Source organism: Chryseobacterium sp. MEBOG06 (assembly GCF_021869765.1).
Lineage (GTDB): Bacteria > Bacteroidota > Bacteroidia > Flavobacteriales > Weeksellaceae > Chryseobacterium.
Genome location: NZ_CP084580.1, coordinates 4,622,552 through 4,643,409 on the forward strand (window position 1 = coordinate 4,622,552; position 20,858 = coordinate 4,643,409).

Sequence of the window (20,858 nt, forward strand, 5' to 3'; positions counted from 1 at the left end):
AGCAATTTTAAAATTTTGCTGCAAATTAATCAGTATTGATAGATGTAAAAAATAAAGACGATAAAGTCCCGTCTTTATTTTTTATTCTTTTATAAATTTATGGGTAGTATTCCCAGTATTAAGATAATATATTCCTTTTTCAAGATGGCTTATATCTACTTTTTTTTCATTAACCATTGTCTTTAAAATACATCTACCACTTGCATCTATTATTTCAATATGTAAATCTTTAGCTTTTCCATCCTTTATATTCAGAATATCTTTTACAGGATTAGGATAAATACTAATGACTTCATTTTTAATAATTCCCTCTCTTGCAGCCATTGTATTCGTATTATTTAAAACCTTGGTAATAATACCCTTACTTGGGGTCTGGTGATTACCAAAAATCATTATATTCTGATCAGGTGTAATAATGGCTGATTGTACAAATTCTTTATAATTCAAATCAATATCCACGACACCACTATTTCCAAAACCATTATCAACAGTTCCATTACTTTTAAATTTCTTAATAAACTGGTTCATATTGGCAGCATTTCCTGTAGGACTTGTCATATTTACGACAAATATATTATTACTATTATCTAACAACAAGCCTGGATAATGAATATTTGTATCAACAAGATAATTATTGTTATTATAGTAATAAGGCTCATTTACAACTCCATTTACCCCAAAGCTAGTATCAAATTCGCCATTTTGATTTAACTTCATTAAACTAATAAAAGCAGTGAATGAAGTTAAGGAAGGAGAAATTCCGTATATATAAGTATTATTATCCTTACCTACAGCATTAAATAAAACATTTACATGACCTGCTAAAGGAGTGTATTGTAGTGCATTATTATTATAGGTACTATCTAAAATACCATTTTCTGTATATCGTGTTTTTATGTATACTTCATCAGCTCTCTGACCTATAAATACAATTTTTGAATCGTTTTGAAGAATTAAGCTTCCGTATTCAGCAACCTGCAATAATAATCCATTATTTCCAAAGCTTGTATCAATAGAACCATTCTCATTAAGCCGTGCAATCATAAAATTTGATTCTTGATTTATTATTACCTTTATACATACTAAAATTTTATTAGTATTAGTTAGCAGAATATTACTTAGTTTAAATGTGCTTATTCCGTTAGGAGCGAAATAAGGGTCAAAAATAGAAATATTAACAACTCCATTATTACCAAACCCTGTATCATAAGTTCCATTTTCATGTAAGCGAATCAACCTTCTACCCAAAATATCACCTAACAAAATTTTCTGATCAGATTGAATATTCATTCTTAACATACGAATTGAGTTTGTAGTTAATGAAGCCGGAATAAATACCGTATTAAAACTACCATCTATTGTGCCGTCAGCATTTAGTCTCTGAACAACATTAGTTGGATACTGATTATTATTAGGGGTATTATAATAACTCCCGCTCACAATAATCTTCTGCTGTGAAGTGATAGCTCCTGATTCATAATTAAAATTGAAAGTATTCCCCGGAGAGTAGGTAACTACTCCATTCGTTCCAAAAGTAGGATCAAGAAATTGATTTTGAGCAGCGACAGATATTACTGCGCAGAAGACTCCTAAAAAAAGGAAAAGCCTGTTTATCATGGTTATTTAATTTATGTACAAATATAACATAATATCCAGCTAAGAAATTTGGCTCCACAAAAAAACCTACATTAGGATAATGCAGGAGTTTTTTATTTTTCAAAATGAATTATATCGTCTGTTTACTAAAAACATGCACATCCCTCTGTGGAAAAGGAATTCCTATTCCGGCTTTATCAAGAGCTTCTTTGCAGTTGATAATCAATTCTTCATTCATTTTCCAGAAGTTTTCTGTAGAAGTGGTTGCTCTTATGGATAAATTAACTGCGCTATCTCCAAGTTCAGTCACCATTACCTGCGGCACAGGATCTGCAAAAACATACTCGTTGCTCTTAATAATACTCATTAAGATTTCCTTTGTCTTTTTAAGGTCAGCATCGTAAGCAACTCCTATATCAATGGATGTTCTCCTAGATCCTAGCTGACTAAAATTAGTAATGCTGTTATTAGAAACTACTCCATTAGGAATAACAATCAATTGGTTTTGGGCAGTCACTAATTTTGTATGAAAGATATCTATAGCCTGTACAGTTCCTGAAACCCCACTATTAGTAGAAATAAAGTCACCTATCTTAAAAGGTTTCAATAATAAAATAAGGATTCCTCCGGCAAAGTTTGTCAGTGAGCCCTGTAACGCCAGACCTATTGCCAAACCTGCGGCACCAATCATCGCTACAAATGCAGAGGTTTGTACCCCTAGCTGAGTGACTACTACAATGAAAAGAAGAATATTAAGTCCCCAGTTGATTATATTGAGAAGAAAATGCTGTAAAGAAGCTTCCATATTACGTTTTCTGAAGCCTTTTGCAACCAGTTTTTTAATCATCCTTATCATCCATGACCCAATGATATAAATTAGCAATGCAGAAATAACTGCAGTGAAAATTCTCGGTGCCCATGAAATTGCTGAAGAGATTAAGGTATCCCAATGTTGTTGAATGTTGTTCAATTTTAAATCGTCCATTTATGCTACTTATTTTTAATATTTATATGAATAACTTACGTTGCCTCAAGGAATTTAAGAATGATTATTGAAAGAAAACAGCTCTGCTTTCAAAAACAAATCAGCCTTAATCTCCAGGAGTTAAAGAAATAATATTATACATGAAAAAGAGATTAACAGCAGAACAGATAGGTCCGCCTTTACTCAATGATCACTTAGAAATTGAATCCTGCTAAGAAGAAATAATTTTGGTTCATAGAATAACAAAAAAGATACCGAACTGTGGTTATCATTCTTTAAATGCACATTAAGCTTTACAATAAGCACCTACTGTTATGGAAGTTTCGCTGCCAAACCTTCGGGTAAAAGTCTCAAAATATGATAGATGATTTTCCATTTAAAACCAGGAACAATGGTAAAGGAATTTCTGGCATTTACAATAAATCCAGCTACATAATCGGGTTCCATTATTAAAGATTCGTTGAGCTCTAATCCTTCATTGATCTTTGTACGGATATATCCTATAACCAGAGCATTAACAATTATTTTCCGGGAAGCTAATTCCTGTCGTAATCCTGCCAGAAATTGTGTAAAAGCGGCTTTTGTACTACCATAGACAAAATTACTTTTCCTTCCCCTCACACCGGAAAGAGAAGAAAGACCTATAATTCTTTCGAGATTTCTATTAGTTTTATCCATTGCAATAATGCTGAGAATGGATACCCCACCCATATAATTAACCTCCATCATTTGTTTAGCTCCTTGAAAATCAGTCAGGGCTTTATGATTATCTACAAGAAAACCTGCAGCATATACTACAGTATGAGGTTTTGCAGGAAGTTCGGAATAAAATTTCTGGTGAGAATTAAAGTCTGCGGCATCAAAATACAAAACAGTAACTTTTGAACGGTCCAGATTATTTTCAAGGGTAAAATCTTCCAAAGACTGAGTGTTTCTGGAAGCTGCGACTACAGAAAATCCCTTTGAAATATATTGTTTAATACATTGTTTTGCCACATCTGAATTCGCTCCTAAAATAAGAACCGTTTTGTTGGTGTTTTGATCCATTCAGCAAAGATAATTTAAACCGTAAACAACACAAATGATTAGCAGGGTTTCTATAAAAAAAGCTGCGGCGGGTGAACAAAGTTCACCCGCCGCAGCTCAATATTTTAAAACTGAATTATTTTTTTTCTTCAGTTTCTATTTCTTTTTTGTCAGCTGATTTGTCAGCAGTTTTTGCTTTATCTCCGAAACGGGTTTCTGTCATTTCTCTTGAAACAGCCGCTTTTTCAAACTTCAGCTTTCCAGATAACGTTTCGATTACAAAACCATCATCCTGAACCTGAGCAATTCTTCCGTGAAGACCGGATGTAAGTACCACTCTGGTTCCTACTTTAAGGTTTTCCTGGAAGTTTTTCTCCTGTTTCTGCTTTTTCATCTGAGGCCTTATCATCAGGAAATAAAATCCTACAAACATTACACCCATCATGATCAGCATCATTGGTGAAGATCCCTGGGCCTGTAAAAATAATGTCAACATATTTTTAATATTATGGTTGAATGTTCGCAGTGAACGTTAATTTGATTGGAGCTTTTTCTACATTTGCAAAAACATCTGCATACTTCTGAACGTTTCCGTCAAAGTTTGAAGAGTCAAAATGCAATGTAATTTTACCTTTTTTACCAGGCATAATAGGTTCTTTCGTGAAATCAGGAGCTGTACATCCACATCCTGGCTTTACTTCAGAAATGATCAATGGATTTTTCCCTGTGTTAGTCACTTCATATACGTGCTCTACTTTATCTCCTTTTTTGATCTTTCCAAAGTCAAAGTTGCTTTCAGATAAAGCAAGAGAAGTAGAAGGCTCGTTTGAAACCGGAGCTGCAGCTGCTTCACCTGTAGCAGGATGGGCTGTAGAATCACCGATTACCGGAGTAACTGCTGCGGCAGAATCTGTAACTATAGTTTCAGCGTTTTGAGTTTCTTTGTTTTCTTTTTTACATGAAACCAACCCAAAACCAATAATAGACAAGGCGATAATTGATAACGTCTTTTTCATTTTATATTCTATTTTGATCTTTACAATATTTATCTAAAATACCATTAACGAAAATATTTGAACGGTCTGTAGCAAATACTTTTGCAATTTCAATATATTCATTAATAATAACTCTTGAAGGGGTTAAAGCAAAATTATCAAGTTCTGCAATAGCCGTTGACAAAATAACTTTATCCATTAAAGAAACTCTTTCCAGATCCCAGTTTTCTAATCTCTCTTCCAGTTTCTTTTCATTGCTTTCCCAATTATTCAGAGTATCTCTCAACAACTTAGCTGCGAATGTCTTATCCTCTTCATCTTTGATCATTTTGATCAGTGTTCTGCTTTCTTCGTCCTCTCTCAGGAAACCAATTGTTTTCTGCACCATAGAGTTCGCAATATGGATATCATCATACCATGAAAGTTCCTTATCTCCAAGATAATCATGAAAATCATCATTTTCAGCGATATATCTTAAAAATAATTTGCCGATAAATTTCTGATCTTCTTCAAAAGAATAACCATCTTCTTTCATAAAATCCTGATAACGCTTTCCGGCGGTAATTCTTTGGAAAGTTTTCACCAATAAATCATCATGCAGATCCCATTTTAGCTGTTTGTGCTGCCCTGTGAAAAATAATCTTTCAGGATTTTCTTCCAGTTTATGCAATACCTGATTGTTGATGAATTTTTGGTTAGGATTAATATCAGCATCGGTTTTAAGGTATTTATTCTTACCAATTTCAATCTGATTTTCTGCCAATTCTTTCAGGCTCACCAAAAAGTTGAGCTGATAGATGTATAGATAATAGATTTTTTCTATCCCGGCAAACATGTTTTTCTCTAAAACATCGAACTTTACAGGATTTTGGTAGTATGAATACACGGTCTGTACTACTTTTTCACGGATTTGTCGTCTTCCTAACATTCAAAGAGCTTTTTTATGGGTGCAAAGATACAAAATTTAAAATTGATGAAATTCGTAGTGTGATGACATTTTTGTAATTTTGTAAAACTATATGAAAGCGCTAAAAACCCTAAACCCTTATTTTCTGAAACATAAGATACTTTTGTTTTGGGGGGTATTATTCATCATTGCCAGTAATTTTTTTAATATATATAAAGTTCAGTTTGTAGGAAAATCTGTGGATGAGCTTACAAAAAATGGAAATCTTGGCTTCAATCATCAGGTTCTTATCTATGTAGGAATTATTGTAGGCTGTTCACTTTTGACAGGTTTTTTCACCTTCATGATGAGACAGACAATCATTGTTGCTTCCAGAAGAATCGAATATGAACTTAAAAATAAAATTTACAGGCATTATCAGGATTTATCTTTAACGGATTATAAGCAGACGACCATTGGAGACTTAATGAACAGATTAAGTGAAGATGTAGTGGCTGTAAGAATGTATCTAGGTCCCGGAGTAATGTATGTTGCCAATCTTATTGTTCTTGTGGTGATCACAGCCATTTACATGGTAAAAACGGATGCTTCAATGACTTTGTGGACGTTATTACCACTTCCTATTTTATCTTTGGCTATCTATAAGGTGAGTTCAATTATTAATAAGAAGTCTAAGATAATGCAGAAAAGCCAGTCTGCTATTTCAACTTTCGTACAGGACAGTTTTTCGGGAATCCGTGTGGTGAAATTTTTTGCAAGAGAAAAATACATCGAAAAAAACTATGGGGTAAAAGTAACTGATTACCAAAACAAAGCACTTGATCTTGCTAAAACAGAGGCTTATTTCTTTACCATTATTCTATTTGTAATAGGATTACTGAATGTTGCTATTATCTGGATTGGAGGGGCTAAATATATTGCAGGAGAGCTAAGTATCGGTAAGATTGCTGATTTCTTTATGTACATCAATACCCTGATATTCCCTTTCTCTATGGTAGGATGGGTAACTTCTGTCAATCAAAGAGCTGAAGCATCTATGCAAAGAATCAATGAATTCATGGATAAAAAATCAGAGATTGTGAATACGAACTTTGAAAACTATCCTATTAAAGGAGATATTGAATTCAGAAATGTATCTTATATCTATCCCAATACGGGAATCAAAGCGCTGGATAATTTAAGCTTTAAGGTAAAGGCTGGAGAGTCTTTGGCGATCATGGGTAAAACCGGAAGCGGAAAATCAACCATTGCCTTACTTTTATGCAGGCTTATAGATCCTACTGAAGGAGAAATCTTAATTGACGGTAAAAACCTTAAAGAGCATAATATTGAGAATTACAGAAACTTCATCGGGTATATTCCTCAGGAAAGCTATTTATTCTCAGATTCCATTGAAAACAACATTGGTTTTGCCATTAACCACCCTTCTCATCAACAGGTTGTAGAGTATGCTCAGATTGCAGATGTTCACAAAAATATTATTGAGTTTAAAGATCAATATAAAACACTGGTCGGTGAACGGGGGGTAATGCTTTCGGGAGGACAAAAGCAAAGAATATGTATTGCAAGAGCCTTAATAAAGGATCCAAAAATCATTATTTTCGACGATTCACTATCTGCATTAGATACTGAAACGGAGCAGAATATTCTCGGAAATATAGATAAAAAAATCAGTAATGCTACCTCCATAATTATCACGCACAGAGAGTCTAGCGCTCAAAAAGCCGATCAAATCATCAACCTCACAGAAATTGCCAATTCTGTAACTGCTTAGCCATTTCGTTCTCAATTGTTAAATAAATCATAAAAAAAATTTTGTGATTAAAAGAATTCTTTTATATTTGTTCTTAACAAGATTAAAAAATATCTAACAATGAGTGAATACAAGGAACGCCATGAAAATGAAATTTTCACGAAGGTGTTAAAAGCAGGGAGAAGAACTTATTTCTTTGATGTGCGCGAGACGAAAGCAGGAGATTATTATCTTACTATTACAGAGAGTAAGAAGAATTTTGGAGAGAATGGAGAAGCTACATTCGAGAAGCATAAAATTTACCTTTACAAGGAAGATTTTAAGAGTTTTCAGGAGATGTTTAATGAGTCCACAGATTTCATCATTAACGAAAAGGGTGAGGATGTAATTTCAGAAAAACATGACAAAGACTTTAAAAGCAAATCTTATACAATAGATTCTGACGACGAAGTTTAAAAAAAAGAATATCTAAAAACACAAGCATCTGAAAAAGATGCTTTTTTTATGTCTGAAAGGCAACTTATTACATAAAAATAAAAAAAGGGTACACTATTGCAAGTGTCCCCCCCATTTTTTATTTATACATACTCACGCTTTATCTGCGATAATATAGTTGGATCCTGTATTTCGTTGTCTTTGGCCAGCAGTAATACTTTAGACAATACTTCTGCGGACCTCGGATCATCATCTGCAAAAGGTAGAAATAGTCTCCCCCTGTGCTGTGAATGAACTGGAAGTATTGATAAATATTTCCCCGGTACCTGATGTACTACAGCACTTCCCAAATGGACACTGTATTCTGCCATCTGCCCTTTTACAAATACATGGGAGCCATTGATTCTTACATTATCCAATCTGAATAAACGGGCTGTCTCTTTCATTAATACAGCTCTCATTTCAATAGATGAATGGCTTGCTTCAGGATCAACATCTCCAACATGAGCTACTGAAACAACCAGATCTATATCCCTCATAACCTCTGAAAACAACCTTGAATTGATCTCTTCAAAAGGTATATTCTTGTAGTCCTTTAATGAATGAAATTCTATAGTCTCCAGAGTTGGACTTTCTACCTCAGCAGGTGAAAACCAGTCTGCCATAGCATAGAGTTTTACCTGGAATCCTTCTTTATGATAAACTTTCTGCAATCCTTCTTCATAGTCTACTTTCCAGCCCCTCGTTTTTAGAAGTGCCAGTGCTTGCTTTGGCTGAATCTGATGCCCTGCATAACGGCGTGACACAGATCTTTCTTTAAGTTCATCTGGCGTAGGGACATAAAGTTCCCTAAATATCTGTTTAAATGGCTGTACCAGTTTTTCTTTAAAACAATAATGCTGATAATCACTCCAGACAGAATGCTGATGCAAATCTACACAGTGAGCAATACGCAGAGTATTATCTTCATTCAATTCCTGAATCTCACCATCAGCGTTTACAAGATTTCCACTGACAAAGAATCCTATTTTTTTATCATTGGAAATAAATACAAGCTTTTCTAAATGTTTTACAATAACAGGATGTTCAAAAAGAGTCTTGATCTCTTTTAAAAGGAATTCATCACCTCTTATCATTGCTTCTTCCAGTCCTTTTCTGGAGCGAATCCATTGCTCACGCATGATCTTACGATTATTCCCCAACTCCACTACTGCTTTATCTTTCTTAATCTTTGGCGGAATAGATTTTAATTGCTTATCATCCCTAAAAACAACTAATTCGGCTTTTCCATTATCTTCTATGATCAAACCTACTGTAACCCCATCAATGGTGACCTGAGTATCTTTTGATAAGAGAGACTGAATTTGTTTGGTTTCCATTGCCCAGGTTAATCTTATCGGATCCGGATAACCGGCATTACGGGCGAGATTTTCCAGAGCTACGCGAATAGCCAGTGCTTCACTCGCCTGCTTCATGGAACCGAACTCTTTACTTTCTTTTTTGAACTGCTGGATATATTCATACCGGCTCAGCACATCTTTCTCAGGATTTGCTTTACTCAGTGGTACAAGTCCATATACACGAAGATAATCCTGATCACGTTTATCTTTCACTTTTGCGGTTACTTCTTTGATCTTTAAAATTCCTGCCAGTGTATCAGAATACAGCCTTGCTCTTCGGTGTCCATTTCCATCTGATATATATTTAGCAGATTCGTATAACATCTCCCAACGGGTTTTTCCCAGCTCCTTATAGGCTTTTGTAAACCAGTCTTTATCTACCGCACCGTCTTTAAATTCCTGAATGTCTACTGATGAATATTTTGCCACTTCACTTTCCAGTTTTGCATTTTGCGCCTCATAGGCTCCTGTTTTGGTATGGGCATGCATCCACCAGATCGCTGAATCTAATCCTTTCCAACCTAAATAGCTGCTTACAAAATGCTGCCATTGCGGTGCGTATACTGCAGCCTGTATTAAACGAAGTTCTGTAATATTTTCTTTTTTTACGATTTCATCAAATGATTTCTGAGTATCACTTTCTAAAGGATAGCAGTTAGAAATAAGCCAGGAGAACAGCTTTTGCTTGGTCATACTTTCGTCTCCATAACTGTATATGTAATTGGCATATAATCCAGATTTACCTAATCCTTTCAGGATCTGAACGAAACGATGGGCTCCATAAATAGATCGAAACTGCTGTACAAAGTGTGAAACCGAAGTATTGGAATCTCCACGAATCAGTTCTATATCCAGAAACTTATCCTGAATTTCTTCAATCATAGGCTTTAGGAAAGGAAATGATTCTAAATATTTCTCAGTATTATAATTGGATTTAATTGTTGTAAGGTCACTGATCGCTGAATCAGCAGTCAGAATTCCCTCAAACAACTCTCCTTTTGTAATAACTTTTAATTCGTAAGCTTTACAGAAGAAATAGAAGTTAGGAACAGACTTTGTAATGTTTTCCGGCAATCCGTTATACTGCATCCATCGGTATAAATTCCATTGCTTGATGTGCTGTTCATCTGTAAGATTCTTCTTAGGGATAGACAATAAAAAGGCATCAAAAAAGCCTAGTTGCTGCCAGCCGTTCCCCTGATCCCGGTAATAATAATCTCCACTATCTTTTCCCTTATAGTTAATAACATCTTCAGGAAGGTTGGCAAATAGTGTACTACAAGCATCTATTGCAAAATCGATCACTTCCTCAAAGACGAACTTATATTTTAATGAACCCAGAATCATATTGATAGGGTTTTCCCAATAATAAGTTCCTTTTGTAGGGTTAGGGATAAATTCTTTATGATAGAATACGTAATCTTCCAGAAAATTTCTAAAGACTTTTCGGTCGCAATTTTCAGCAAATGTCAGCAAAAATAAATCTCTCGGCAGCATTCCTGAATCTTTAAACCACTGTTCCCATACTTCATGCAGGGGATAATTTTCGGCTAACTGCTGAGGAGTAAACCCCTCTGTATTTCTTTTAATCGTACGGAAAGTATTTCCCATTAATACTTTGGTTACAGAATTATCCCACTCCTCTGATTCATATTCATGGTCTTTATGCTGCAGAAATAAATCATTAAGTTTTTTTAATTCTTCTTTTATCTTGGCAATGGATAGGGTGAAACCATATTTATCATTTTTGGTTGCCTGCACATATATTGAATCTGCCTCTACCTTGGGTAATGCATACTTTGAAATTACGGAAGGATCATAAAATCCAAATCCGTTTTCAGCGGAAAGTATGGTCTGTTCTCCTGAAGGATTAATCTGCTCCAGTAAGCCTTTTTCTCTTTCAGAAATTTTTGATCTTTCAGAATACTGTTGTGTCCAACGGATAATCTGAGAAGATGCTCTTTTATCTTTTTGAAGCTGCAGCATGATATCCAGAGATGCAGCTCTCTGTTCCACGTCCCCTTTAGTCATTAATTCTTCAACCAACGGGGCCACTACTTCGTCTTCTTGTTCTGTAACCAGTTGTATGAGTTTCTTACGGAGTACACCACCTTTTCTTTTAAACATATCAAAGAAAGTCATAATCTCTTCTTTGTTTAAAGGATTTTGAAGCAAGATATTAATTCCTGAGGCAATTAAGGATTCTCCCCTATCCTTTATAATTTTAAAAGCAAATTCCTTTTGGAAAGGAGTCACTGCTTTTTTCTTCTGTCCTAGTCCGTAGGAAAATGAATAGCAATAAAATTCACCTAAAATATTTCGGGTCAGTAATTCACGCAATGCAAGATCAAACTGATCAAAATAAGACAAAACCATGTCCAGCTTATTGCTGTCTTCTCCTACCAGATAAAACATGGAAGCATACAAATCACTTTTTTTGAAGGTTGCATTTAGCCATGAGAATATTTTCCCTTCAAATTTCTTTTCCTTTACCTCTATTTTTTGCGTCAGTTCGTGGATTTTTTCAAAGAAATCCGGATAATCGGCATTATTCATAAAGAATTTAGAATGGGTATTGGATCCTAATAATTCTGACAAGTGGCTCCCAGCAAATGCCAGTACCTCTGCATTCCCCCCAGTACGGCCTTATAATACAAGGGCATTTGAATGTAAGGATCACCGGTTTCCGTAGCAAATTTTATCGCAAGACATTTTTTCTCTACACTTCCTTTGTCAAACAACTGATGCAGATAAGGAACTGTTTTATCCACATCCCATACCCCCTGTACCCAAAGGCCCATATAGACTTCATTATTATTTTTGCTTTTAATGGCATCAGGAACAAGTTCCGGATTGCTGAAATATGTATGAGCCAACGATACAATATTCTTGACTACTGATTCTTTTTCTGATTCCCAGCCCAATCCGGTCCAGGTATCTATAGACCGTACAACAGATGAAAAACGGGTAAGCTTATGTTCTACAATCACGTTGGTCATATATTCCAAAGCCCCTATACTGGTTTCATCTAAAGCTTCCAATATAGTTTGTCTTAGGCCTTCTTGTCTCTGTGCCGCCAGTAAAAGTTTTTCCACCAATTCCCAACAATGCTTCTTTTCACTGTTGAGTAAAGCTTTAACGATGTTTCTGGAAACCTTTCCTTCCGTATGTTTATTAAAAATAATATCTTCAATTAATTGATAAATGGCTGTATTACCTGTATCAATTGCCGCTGACCAAACATAGAACTGGCTTGAATTATTTGACACTTCATTATCATAGACAATCTGCTCTTCCAATGATAAATCATAATTCTGATCATGACTGTCATAAGAGTAAACAGATGGAGCCCGAACCAGTTCCCTCATCAGGTTAGCCTGATTCATCAGTACATATCTTTCATTATGAGGCGCACGAAACGAACGACGGAAATAACTCGTCTGATACATTTTGTAAGGCATTCTGTTCCATGCATGTTTTACAAGATCAGCATTCTCTCCAAAATAGTAAACCAGAAGTTTATAGTAATCTGCATCTTCCCAAATATCAGGTTTTATATATTCTTTCAGCTTCTCTGCTTCTTTTGAACCCAGAGTCATTGCCTCATAATAATTGGTCTTTCCCATTAAGAATAAGCCTAATTCTGCTACTTCTTTCTTAAGCATAGGCTTCTCCGGAAAAACATGTGTAGATAAACCTTTTTCAGTTTGTTCCACCAAATCTTTCCTTAGTTTTTCGTAATAATTCTTGATAAGCTTTTTCGATTCTAATTTTTTTGTGATTTCCATGTAGTATATTGATTTGTATTTTTAATTAACAGTAGCTTCCCGCCAAAAAAGTGAGTCTGATGAAAGTAAATGAATGCTGCAAACTTAGATCAACCGGCTGAGCCAGACTCTCAAGTTGCTCATCATTATAAAAAACGGCAAACATACCATCTTCAAAAGCCTGAACAGCATTTTCCTGTGCTTTTTGCAGATCTGCTTTTTTGAGATTATAGATACTTCCGAAACCTACTTTTCCGGTATCTGTTAAAATATTTAAATAATTATCCTGTGGAATTTTGGTATCATCTTCATCATCCAGTTCAAATGATTTTGCATTAAATGCTTCTACTTGCTGCCGGACGATTAAATTTAAAAGATTTTCAAGTGAAATCTGAGACTCGTTGTATGAGATTTCGAGTTTTTGTTCAGAAAGAACAGGATGTTTCTTTCCCAATTGCTTTACTGTGACCTTTATTTCCATGTTTTGAGAATGTGATTTTAAAAATACGGAAATATTTCTTCCTGACTCAATAGGTATTTTCCACATATTGTTAATCATAAACGAATTTCCTAGCCCCGATTGCAGTGAAAATCCTTTTTTTGAAAAAAAAGATTGTAACAAAAAGCGGGAAATAGCTTCAAAAATAAAATCTCAGGAAAAATTGATGATCTTCTTCCATTGTAACCTTGACTGTGGAACGGACTCTGATTTTGAACACTAAGAGCCCGGTTAATTTTTTTCATCAGCACATCTGATATACCTGATGAATTCCTGGCTCTTTGTAAGCGATTTTCAGTCTGCACTAAACAATAAAAACAACCCGAAGGTTGTTTTTATTTACTATATAATAAACTGAAGATCAAAGTATGTAATACATCGTCTTATTTATCTTTTAATGACTTTCACTGTTTTTACATTTTTTTCACCTGAATCTATTTTTAAGATATAAACTCCCGATACTAAGCTTGAAGCATCAATCGTTGTTGTTTTATCATTGATCACTTTGGTAAAAATCAATTGCCCTGACGTATTGAATAGTGTTACCGAGATAATCTTTTTATCAGAAGATACATTTAAGATATCATTTACAGGATTTGGGAAAACTTTTAAATGATCTGCTGCAGACATAACTTCATCAACCCTTAGGTTACTTACAGGACATGCAATAGACACCCATGAAGAACTATTCGTTGTGGAGTTATTACCTAACTGCCCTGATCCATTTAACCCACAGCTGGAAATAGAGCTATCAGTATTTAATAATAAAGTATGGTGAAATCCAGTTACAGCCTTTTGATAATTACTGGAATTAGTCATTGTAATCGTATTTCTATTAGTGGTTGTTCCATCGCCTAATTGACCATAAACATTACTACCACAAAACCACATATTTCCAAAAGATGTCGTTCCTACCGTATGATCAGAACCTGCACTAATACTTTTAACACCATCATACACTGCATTAGGTGCTGACTTAGAGGTATTCGTACCATCACCAAGCTGTCCATACAAATTGTTTCCCCAAGTATAAAGTATTCCATTAGTTTTTAATCCCACTGAGTGAAAACCTCCGGCAGAAACCTCTTGCCAATCAGTAGCAGTTCCTATTTGTAAGGGGCTAAATCTAGTAGCCGTAGTGCCATCTCCTACCTGACCATATGAACTGGTTCCCCACGCCCAAAGTGTTCCATCAGTTTTAGTAGCCAGCGTATGTACAGATCCTGCATCAACACTACGCCAGTTAGTAGCTGTTCCTATTTGATAAGGAGTCGGTCGGTTGTTAGTTGATCCATCTCCAAGTTGAGCATACCCATTATAGCCCCAAGCCCAAAGGGTTCCATTGGTTTTTATAGCCAGTGTATTTACATCTCCAGCAGAAACACTCTGCCAGTTCGCATCTGAAGTTATCTGAGTAGGGAAAATTCGATCGGTGGTTGTTCCGTCACCTAATCGGCTATTTCCGTTAAGTCCCCATCCCCAAAGTGTACCATTGGTTTTAATAGCCATACTATGGAATGTGCCTGCGCTTACACTTTGCCAGTCATTTGCTGTTCCAATTTGTACCGGAGCTGTTTTTGCGGTATTTGTTCCATTACCTAATTGACCAAAATCATTTGCACCCCAAGCCCAAAGTGTTCCGTCTGATTTTATTCCAAGCGAATGACTCATACCTGTAGAAACCATTTTCCAACAACCTGCAGAAAGTGTTACAAAACTTCCTCCCGAAATCCAGTCGCTTTTTGTTCCATTACAATTAGAACGAACCCAATAAAAATAAGTAGTTGAAGGGGTTAATGTATTTAAAAGTATTGCAGGACTGGTTGTTGAGTGAGTTCCAGCTGTTCCATTTACAGGTGCTGAGCTTACTGTAGATAAATACACCTCATAATTGGTAGGAGCACTTGCTGGCGCAGACCAGGTAAGGTTGCCAGAATCTGAGGTTACATTAGATACTGATAAATTACCAGGCGCTCCACAAGTTGCGATTCCCATACATTGAATATATCTTATTCTACTTGTATTTTGTGTCCCACAAGAGGAATTGGTATTGATATGATATCTAACCACTCCTGAATAAGTACCCGACACCCAGTTGAGAGGGGTGGTACCTGATGCCAGAACCGTAGTTCCTAAAGCATTGGTTACTGTAATATAATCTGAGGAATTCGAACTAAAAAAAGTATACTGTGTATTCGCAGCTACATTTACGTTTGAATATTCACCAGCATAAGCATCGCTAACAATTTGTTGCGGACTACCGGTACAGGTTGGGGTAAAAGTAGCATTTGGATATAAACCATGCGTTGCACCATTACATGTTAAAGCAGCAAGTGTAGTAAAACTTCCACCATACACCCAGGCACTTTTGGCTCCATTACAATTAGATCTTATCCAATAATAATAGGTTGTCGCTGGTGAAATTCCATTCAATGCTCCCACACCTGCCGATGTAGTTGTTGCCGAAGCTGTTGTAGTACTTGTTGGTGCAGTATTAGTTGTAATAATATAAATATCGTAATTTGTTGGCGCAGTTGCTGGTGCCGTCCAGTTCAACCTGCAAGAATTTGACGTAATATTAGAAACCGACAATTGTGAAGGTAATCCACAATTTGCAGTGGTTGCACATTGAATATATTTCGTTCTGTTGGTGTTTTGTGATCCACAGTTAGCATTACTATGTAAATAATAACGTATCCCACCCGTATTTGTACCTGAAGACCAACTTAATGGTGTTTGACCACTTGCTAAAACTGAAGTCCCTGCGCTATTGGTAATCGTTATAAAATCGGTCCCCACAGAAGAAGAGAACACATATTGTTGGTTGGCCGTAATATTTACATTAGAATATTGGCTTGCTAAGGCACTAGAAGTAATTGGCTCCGCACTCCCAGTACATGAAGGCGTAAAAGCGGCATCGGGATACAAACCATAAATAGCTCCATTACAAATTAATGATTGATTCATTGTGAAAGAGCCGCCCGAAGCCCAGCTGCTTTTTTCTGTACCACAATTAGATCGAATCCAATAATAATAGGTAACCCCCGCTGTTAAACCAGTAATGTCTTTAGTGGTCGTAGTATTGGTATGGGTAGCGGTGCTATTTGCTGTCGGAGCAGTATTTGTAGTGACCATATAAATTTCATAACCACTACCTGGTACACTAGTTGGAGCAGCCCAAGACATTCTTATAGAATTGGAAGTAATGTTGGCTACTGACAAACCAGACGGAGGCATACAGGTAACAGAGGTTGTAATACAATTGACATATTTATTACGCGAACTTCCTGTAGAAACACCGTAACCACATTGTGCATTGTCATGAGAATAAAAACGAACCACTCCGGAAGTAGAACCCGAATTCCAATTTACAGGTGTTGTGCCACTTGCCAGAACAACGGTTCCTAAAGCGTTGGTAATGGTAATAAAATCAGTACCATAATTCGTTTTAAACTGATACTGAGTGTTTGGAACAACAGCTATATTGGAAAAACTACCATTTTTTACATCCGTAGCAAAAAAATCATCGCTTCCTGTACAGTTGGGTGTAACGGTAGCTGAAGGATAAATCCCATAATAGGCACTATTGCAAAGCAATGATGAAATCGTTGTAAAAGTTCCGCCATAAATCCAGCCCCCATATTGATAATCACATCTAGAACGAAGCCAATAATGATAGACCGTATCTGGGTTTAGATTGGTAACCAACATTGAGTTTGTGCTTGAAGAACTTGTTTGTACCGTTGCGCCAGGCGTGGCAGATGAAGTACTCACATACGCTTGGTAGCCAAAAGCAGGTGCAACGGAAGGCGTAGTATAATTAAGTGTGCATGATATAGGTGTAATATTCGAAACACCTGTTGGTGTCACATCCATACAGGCTTGAGCCGTAACCCAAGTTACCTTCCTTGTTCGTACAAACTGATTCGTCGTTTGACATTGTGCATTCTGATGAATATAATACCGAACAGACTGATTATAAGCTGAAACAAAACTTACAGGTGTTACCCCAGAAGCAAGTACTTGTGTGCCAGTATCATTTGTAATGGTCAAATAATCAGTGGATACAGACGAGGTAAAAGTATAATACCTTGATGGTTCAACATGCACATAGGCATATTCGCCGGTTCTAGCGTCAGTGTTGATCGTGCCTGTGCCGGCTGCACCTGTCGCTTGATAAATCCCACCAGGATACTGGGTCCCTGTGGTGCACTGGGCTGAAATCTTTGATGCTATGAGAAATAGCATCAAAAGTAAGGATAGGGTAATTTTCTTCCTCATTTTGATAAAAGTTTGTAATGATTATTAGTTTTATATTTTTATAGGGCGCAAATATAAAGTATATTTTTTTTAAAATGTAAGATGTAGTAGAAAGATTTTCTACCTCAGTAGGTTAGAAGAATTATGAGGAAATACCTCTATTTCCAATCTGAATACTAAATCATAAATAAACTGTTCCAAAAAAAATCTACTGTTTGGAGAGCAGTTCAAAGTGAGGAGTTTTATTTTAAAGTAGGCTTTGTGTTTAAAAAATCTTCTCAATAGATTTTAAATACATCACTATCAAAAATTTGTTATTTTTTTGGGCGGGTGGATGGTAATCCAAACCATATGAATTTTCAATTATACCCTTTCGAGGTTCGAATCAACTATTTTTCAAACCCTTCATTCCCTTTATGATGCCTTATAATGATATTCTGATCTATTAGAATAAATCAAATATAGAAATACAGTGCCTTTTTATCAGAATTTGATTTAGGAAAACCGTTTTTAAGTATTAAGACGTAAATTTTGAATAATTAGAATGAGATTTCTTTAAGAAAAAGCAGAAAAACCGGATGCTAATTTCCGCTGGAAATAGGACAAAATAAAAAAGTACACTTTAAAAAAGTGTACTTTCTTTGGGTGAATGAGGGGTCTCGAACCCCCGACCTTCGGAACCACAATCCGACGCTCTAACCAACTGAGCTACAATCACCGTTTTCTGAGTGCAAATATAGGACAATTTCTTCAACTACCAAACAATTCCGTCAAAATTTTTCAAAGAAATTAGCTTTTCAGACGTAAATCCCTCAGCATAAGTCACTCCCGACAATCTCCCCAAATCCTGTGCACGATAAGTTAAGCTTTCATAAAAGTCTTTTGTGGTAATTGGCGTTTCCGGTTCTTTAGAAGATGGATCATAAAATTGAGTTTTGTAAGCCATACAAGCCTCCAGTTTTTTATCAAGATGTTCCGAAATGTCAATTACAAATTCCGGTTTGATATCTTTCCACTGAATATAATGAAAAACATGCTTCGGTCTCCACACTTCCTGAATTTTTCCTTCTTCCACCGTTTCAATTTTTCTCAGTCCGGACAAAAAGCACGCATCCGACACTAATTTCGCTCCTTTTGCATGGTCTGGATGTCTATCATCAATAGCATTAGCTAAGACGATTTCTGGCCTGTATTTGCGAATCATTTTTACGATTCTCATTTGGTATTCTTCAGAATTGACAAGAAAGCCATCTTTCATTCCAAGGTTCTCTCTTGCGGAAAGCCCTAAAATCTTGGCAGCGTCACCTGCTTCTGCTTTTCTTGTCTCATCTGTACCTCTTGTCCCGAGCTCTCCTCTCGTGAGATCTACCACAACACATTTTTTTCCTTCAGAAACCATTTTAGCAATAGTTCCTCCACATCCCAGTTCTACATCATCAGGATGTGCTCCAAAAGCAAGTATATCTGTTTTCATATATTCAAATATAAGGTTTAAAATAAAAACTTCCCAAACATTACGAATGGGAAGTTTTAATATCTATAATTTAAAATTTAAATTATTTGTTGATCTCTGCATTTAATTTTACAGCATCCTGATAAGTAGGATCTAACTGTAAAGATTTTGCTACATAATCTTTTGCTTTTGCCGCATCTGAGTCTTTACTCATATAAGCTACTGCAAAATAAGCGTATGCAAGAGTTTGTTTGTTAGCCTCCTGATCAGCAGGTTTCACTGTACTGATGAATTTCTCATAAGCAATTTTTGCTGCATCATTGTTTCCTGCCTGTTGGTAAGAATATCCCTGGCTGTAATAAGCCGGAGCCCAGTCAGGAAGAAGAATTGACATTTTTTGCCATGTAAGAATTGCACCATTCCAGTTTTTAGCATCCTGATAAGCCGTTGCAAGCTTGAATAAAGCATCAGAATCCTGAGCATTTGCAGCTACTTGTTTTTTCAATGCTTCAATAGTAGGGTTAGTAGGTCCTTTGTCTGCTTCTGACTGAGAAACACCTCCTCCCCCTGCAATGTTTGCAAGTTCAAGATCCCACTTCATTGTTTCATCTTTTGCAGCTTTTGCAATAGCAACCTTCTGCTGAGATTCTGCCATTAAAGCAGCTTTTTTAGCGGCATCTTTTTCATCTTTTGCTAATCCGGCAGCAATAAGCCCCTGTAAACCTTGGTCAGCAGGCTGTATTCTTGTTTTCTCTGCCTGAGCAACAAAAGTATCCATGTTTTGTTTTGCATCTGCGTAATTCTTATCGGCATAAGACTGATAAGCTCTTAGTTTGAACTTGATAGGGTCTTCAATTTTATCAAAGATTTTATCAAGTACTACTTTAGAGTTCGCATAATCTTCGTTTGTGAAGTATAGTTTTGAAATCTCTAACTGAGTATATGGATCTTCATCAGCATATTTTGTATAGTTGATAAGATCTTGTGTCGCTTTTGCATTTTGCTGATATCTGATATCATAACCGGCTAATGCTTTATAAGCAGGAGCGTAAGTAGGGTCTACAGCAATAGCTTTATCAACACTTTCCTTAGCTTTCTGCCATACCTGAGCGGCCATCCATAAAGTTGCCATTCTTGTATAAACGGACGCTTTATTTTTAGCTAAAGGTAAAGCTTTATCATAAGCAGACATTGCCTCACCCGGAGCTCTTTTTAATCTGTAAGCATCTCCTAATGTATAATAGTAATGTGCAGGAACTCCTTTTTTCTCCGCTTTTTCAATAGCTTTATTCAAAAACTGAATAGCAAGATCAGGAGAGTTGTTCTTTTCAAATAAAGTCAAAGCTTCTGCTGCTCTAAACAATACTTCAGCATCTTTTTCTCTAGAATCACTTACTACTTTCTGAATTTCTGCAACAGCGCTTTTGTCACCCTTCCCTAATTTAACGGTAGCAAGACCGATCTTATTAAGATAACTTTTGCTGTCTGCAGCCAAACCTTTGTTAAAGCTTTCCGTTGCTTTCGCATAATCAGGTTCTCCTTGTTTTAAGAAAGTATTTCCTAAATAGAAGTAGTTTTCAGCAGTAGGCTCCTTAGCGATCATATCAGTGAAATTTGTTTTTGCCTGAGCAAACTTATCACTGTCTATACTGTTGATACCATCCTGCAATGTTTGTGCAGAGGCAAAACCGGTAAAAAATACCACGGCTGCTCCAAAAGCAATCTTCTTTACATTCATATTCATTATATCTTTCATTTTATATTTTCTAATAATTGAGTTAT

The 20,858-nt window shown here is 36.0% G+C and carries 14 protein-coding genes and 1 tRNA gene; 2 read left to right on the top strand and 13 right to left on the bottom strand.

Annotation, left to right across the window (positions count from 1 at the left end):
• Positions 1–81: 81 nt before the first annotated feature.
• The 6 genes from LF887_RS21150 to LF887_RS21175 form a co-directional block, all read right to left on the bottom strand.
• Positions 82–1,617 (bottom strand): T9SS type A sorting domain-containing protein, encoded by a 1,536-nt coding sequence (locus tag LF887_RS21150; RefSeq protein ID WP_236856242.1) that lies wholly within the window; start codon positions 1,615–1,617, stop codon positions 82–84.
• A gap of 109 nt (positions 1,618–1,726) precedes the next feature.
• Positions 1,727–2,581 carry a mechanosensitive ion channel family protein gene (locus LF887_RS21155; protein ID WP_236856243.1) on the bottom strand — a complete coding sequence of 285 codons (855 nt, stop codon included), beginning with the start codon at positions 2,579–2,581 and terminating at the stop codon, positions 1,727–1,729.
• A gap of 312 nt (positions 2,582–2,893) precedes the next feature.
• A complete protein-coding gene (locus tag LF887_RS21160; RefSeq protein ID WP_236856244.1) occupies positions 2,894–3,628 on the bottom strand; it encodes an SDR family NAD(P)-dependent oxidoreductase in 735 nt (244 codons plus the stop codon).
• Positions 3,629–3,743: 115 nt separating this feature from the next.
• On the bottom strand, positions 3,744–4,103 hold the full coding sequence (gene yajC / locus LF887_RS21165; protein ID WP_236856245.1) for a preprotein translocase subunit YajC: 360 nt from the start codon (positions 4,101–4,103) through the stop codon (positions 3,744–3,746).
• 10 nt (positions 4,104–4,113) lie between these two features.
• Positions 4,114–4,623 carry a DUF1573 domain-containing protein gene (locus LF887_RS21170; protein WP_236856246.1) on the bottom strand — a complete coding sequence of 170 codons (510 nt, stop codon included), beginning with the start codon at positions 4,621–4,623 and terminating at the stop codon, positions 4,114–4,116.
• Between the two features lies 1 nt (position 4,624).
• Complete coding sequence (locus LF887_RS21175; protein WP_236856247.1) at positions 4,625–5,530, bottom strand: transcription antitermination protein NusB; 906 nt, start codon at positions 5,528–5,530, stop codon at positions 4,625–4,627.
• Positions 5,531–5,621: 91 nt separating this feature from the next.
• Between LF887_RS21175 and LF887_RS21180 the strand changes: the two genes are divergently transcribed.
• Positions 5,622–7,283 carry an ABC transporter ATP-binding protein gene (locus tag LF887_RS21180; protein ID WP_236856248.1) on the top strand — a complete coding sequence of 554 codons (1,662 nt, stop codon included), beginning with the start codon at positions 5,622–5,624 and terminating at the stop codon, positions 7,281–7,283.
• A 99-nt stretch (positions 7,284–7,382) separates the two neighbouring features.
• Positions 7,383–7,718 (top strand): DUF3276 family protein, encoded by a 336-nt coding sequence (locus tag LF887_RS21185; protein WP_034679055.1) that lies wholly within the window; start codon positions 7,383–7,385, stop codon positions 7,716–7,718.
• A gap of 122 nt (positions 7,719–7,840) precedes the next feature.
• On the opposite strand, the gene LF887_RS21190 is transcribed toward LF887_RS21185, so the two are convergent.
• The 7 genes from LF887_RS21190 to LF887_RS21220 all read right to left on the bottom strand — a co-directional run bounded on the left by LF887_RS21190 (position 7,841) and on the right by LF887_RS21220 (position 20,832).
• Positions 7,841–11,695 carry a DUF4132 domain-containing protein gene (locus tag LF887_RS21190; RefSeq protein ID WP_236856249.1) on the bottom strand — a complete coding sequence of 1,285 codons (3,855 nt, stop codon included), beginning with the start codon at positions 11,693–11,695 and terminating at the stop codon, positions 7,841–7,843.
• A complete protein-coding gene (locus LF887_RS21195; protein ID WP_236856250.1) occupies positions 11,680–12,885 on the bottom strand; it encodes a hypothetical protein in 1,206 nt (401 codons plus the stop codon). The genes LF887_RS21190 and LF887_RS21195 overlap by 16 nt, the downstream gene beginning before the upstream one ends.
• Positions 12,886–12,910: 25 nt before the next feature.
• Positions 12,911–13,345, bottom strand: a complete 435-nt coding sequence (locus tag LF887_RS21200) for a hypothetical protein (protein WP_236856251.1) — start codon at positions 13,343–13,345, stop codon at positions 12,911–12,913.
• 405 nt (positions 13,346–13,750) lie between these two features.
• Positions 13,751–17,473 carry a fibronectin type III domain-containing protein gene (locus LF887_RS21205; protein WP_236856252.1) on the bottom strand — a complete coding sequence of 1,241 codons (3,723 nt, stop codon included), beginning with the start codon at positions 17,471–17,473 and terminating at the stop codon, positions 13,751–13,753.
• 793 nt (positions 17,474–18,266) lie between these two features.
• Positions 18,267–18,342: transfer RNA gene (locus LF887_RS21210), tRNA-His, on the bottom strand.
• A gap of 35 nt (positions 18,343–18,377) precedes the next feature.
• Positions 18,378–19,097, bottom strand: coding sequence for a bacillithiol biosynthesis deacetylase BshB1 (bshB1, locus tag LF887_RS21215; protein ID WP_236856253.1), 720 nt, complete (start codon positions 19,095–19,097; stop codon positions 18,378–18,380).
• An 82-nt stretch (positions 19,098–19,179) separates the two neighbouring features.
• The gene (locus tag LF887_RS21220) at positions 19,180–20,832 is read right to left on the bottom strand and encodes a tetratricopeptide repeat protein (RefSeq protein ID WP_236856254.1); all 1,653 of its coding nucleotides are present in this window, start codon (positions 20,830–20,832) and stop codon (positions 19,180–19,182) included.
• Positions 20,833–20,858: the final 26 nt, after the last annotated feature.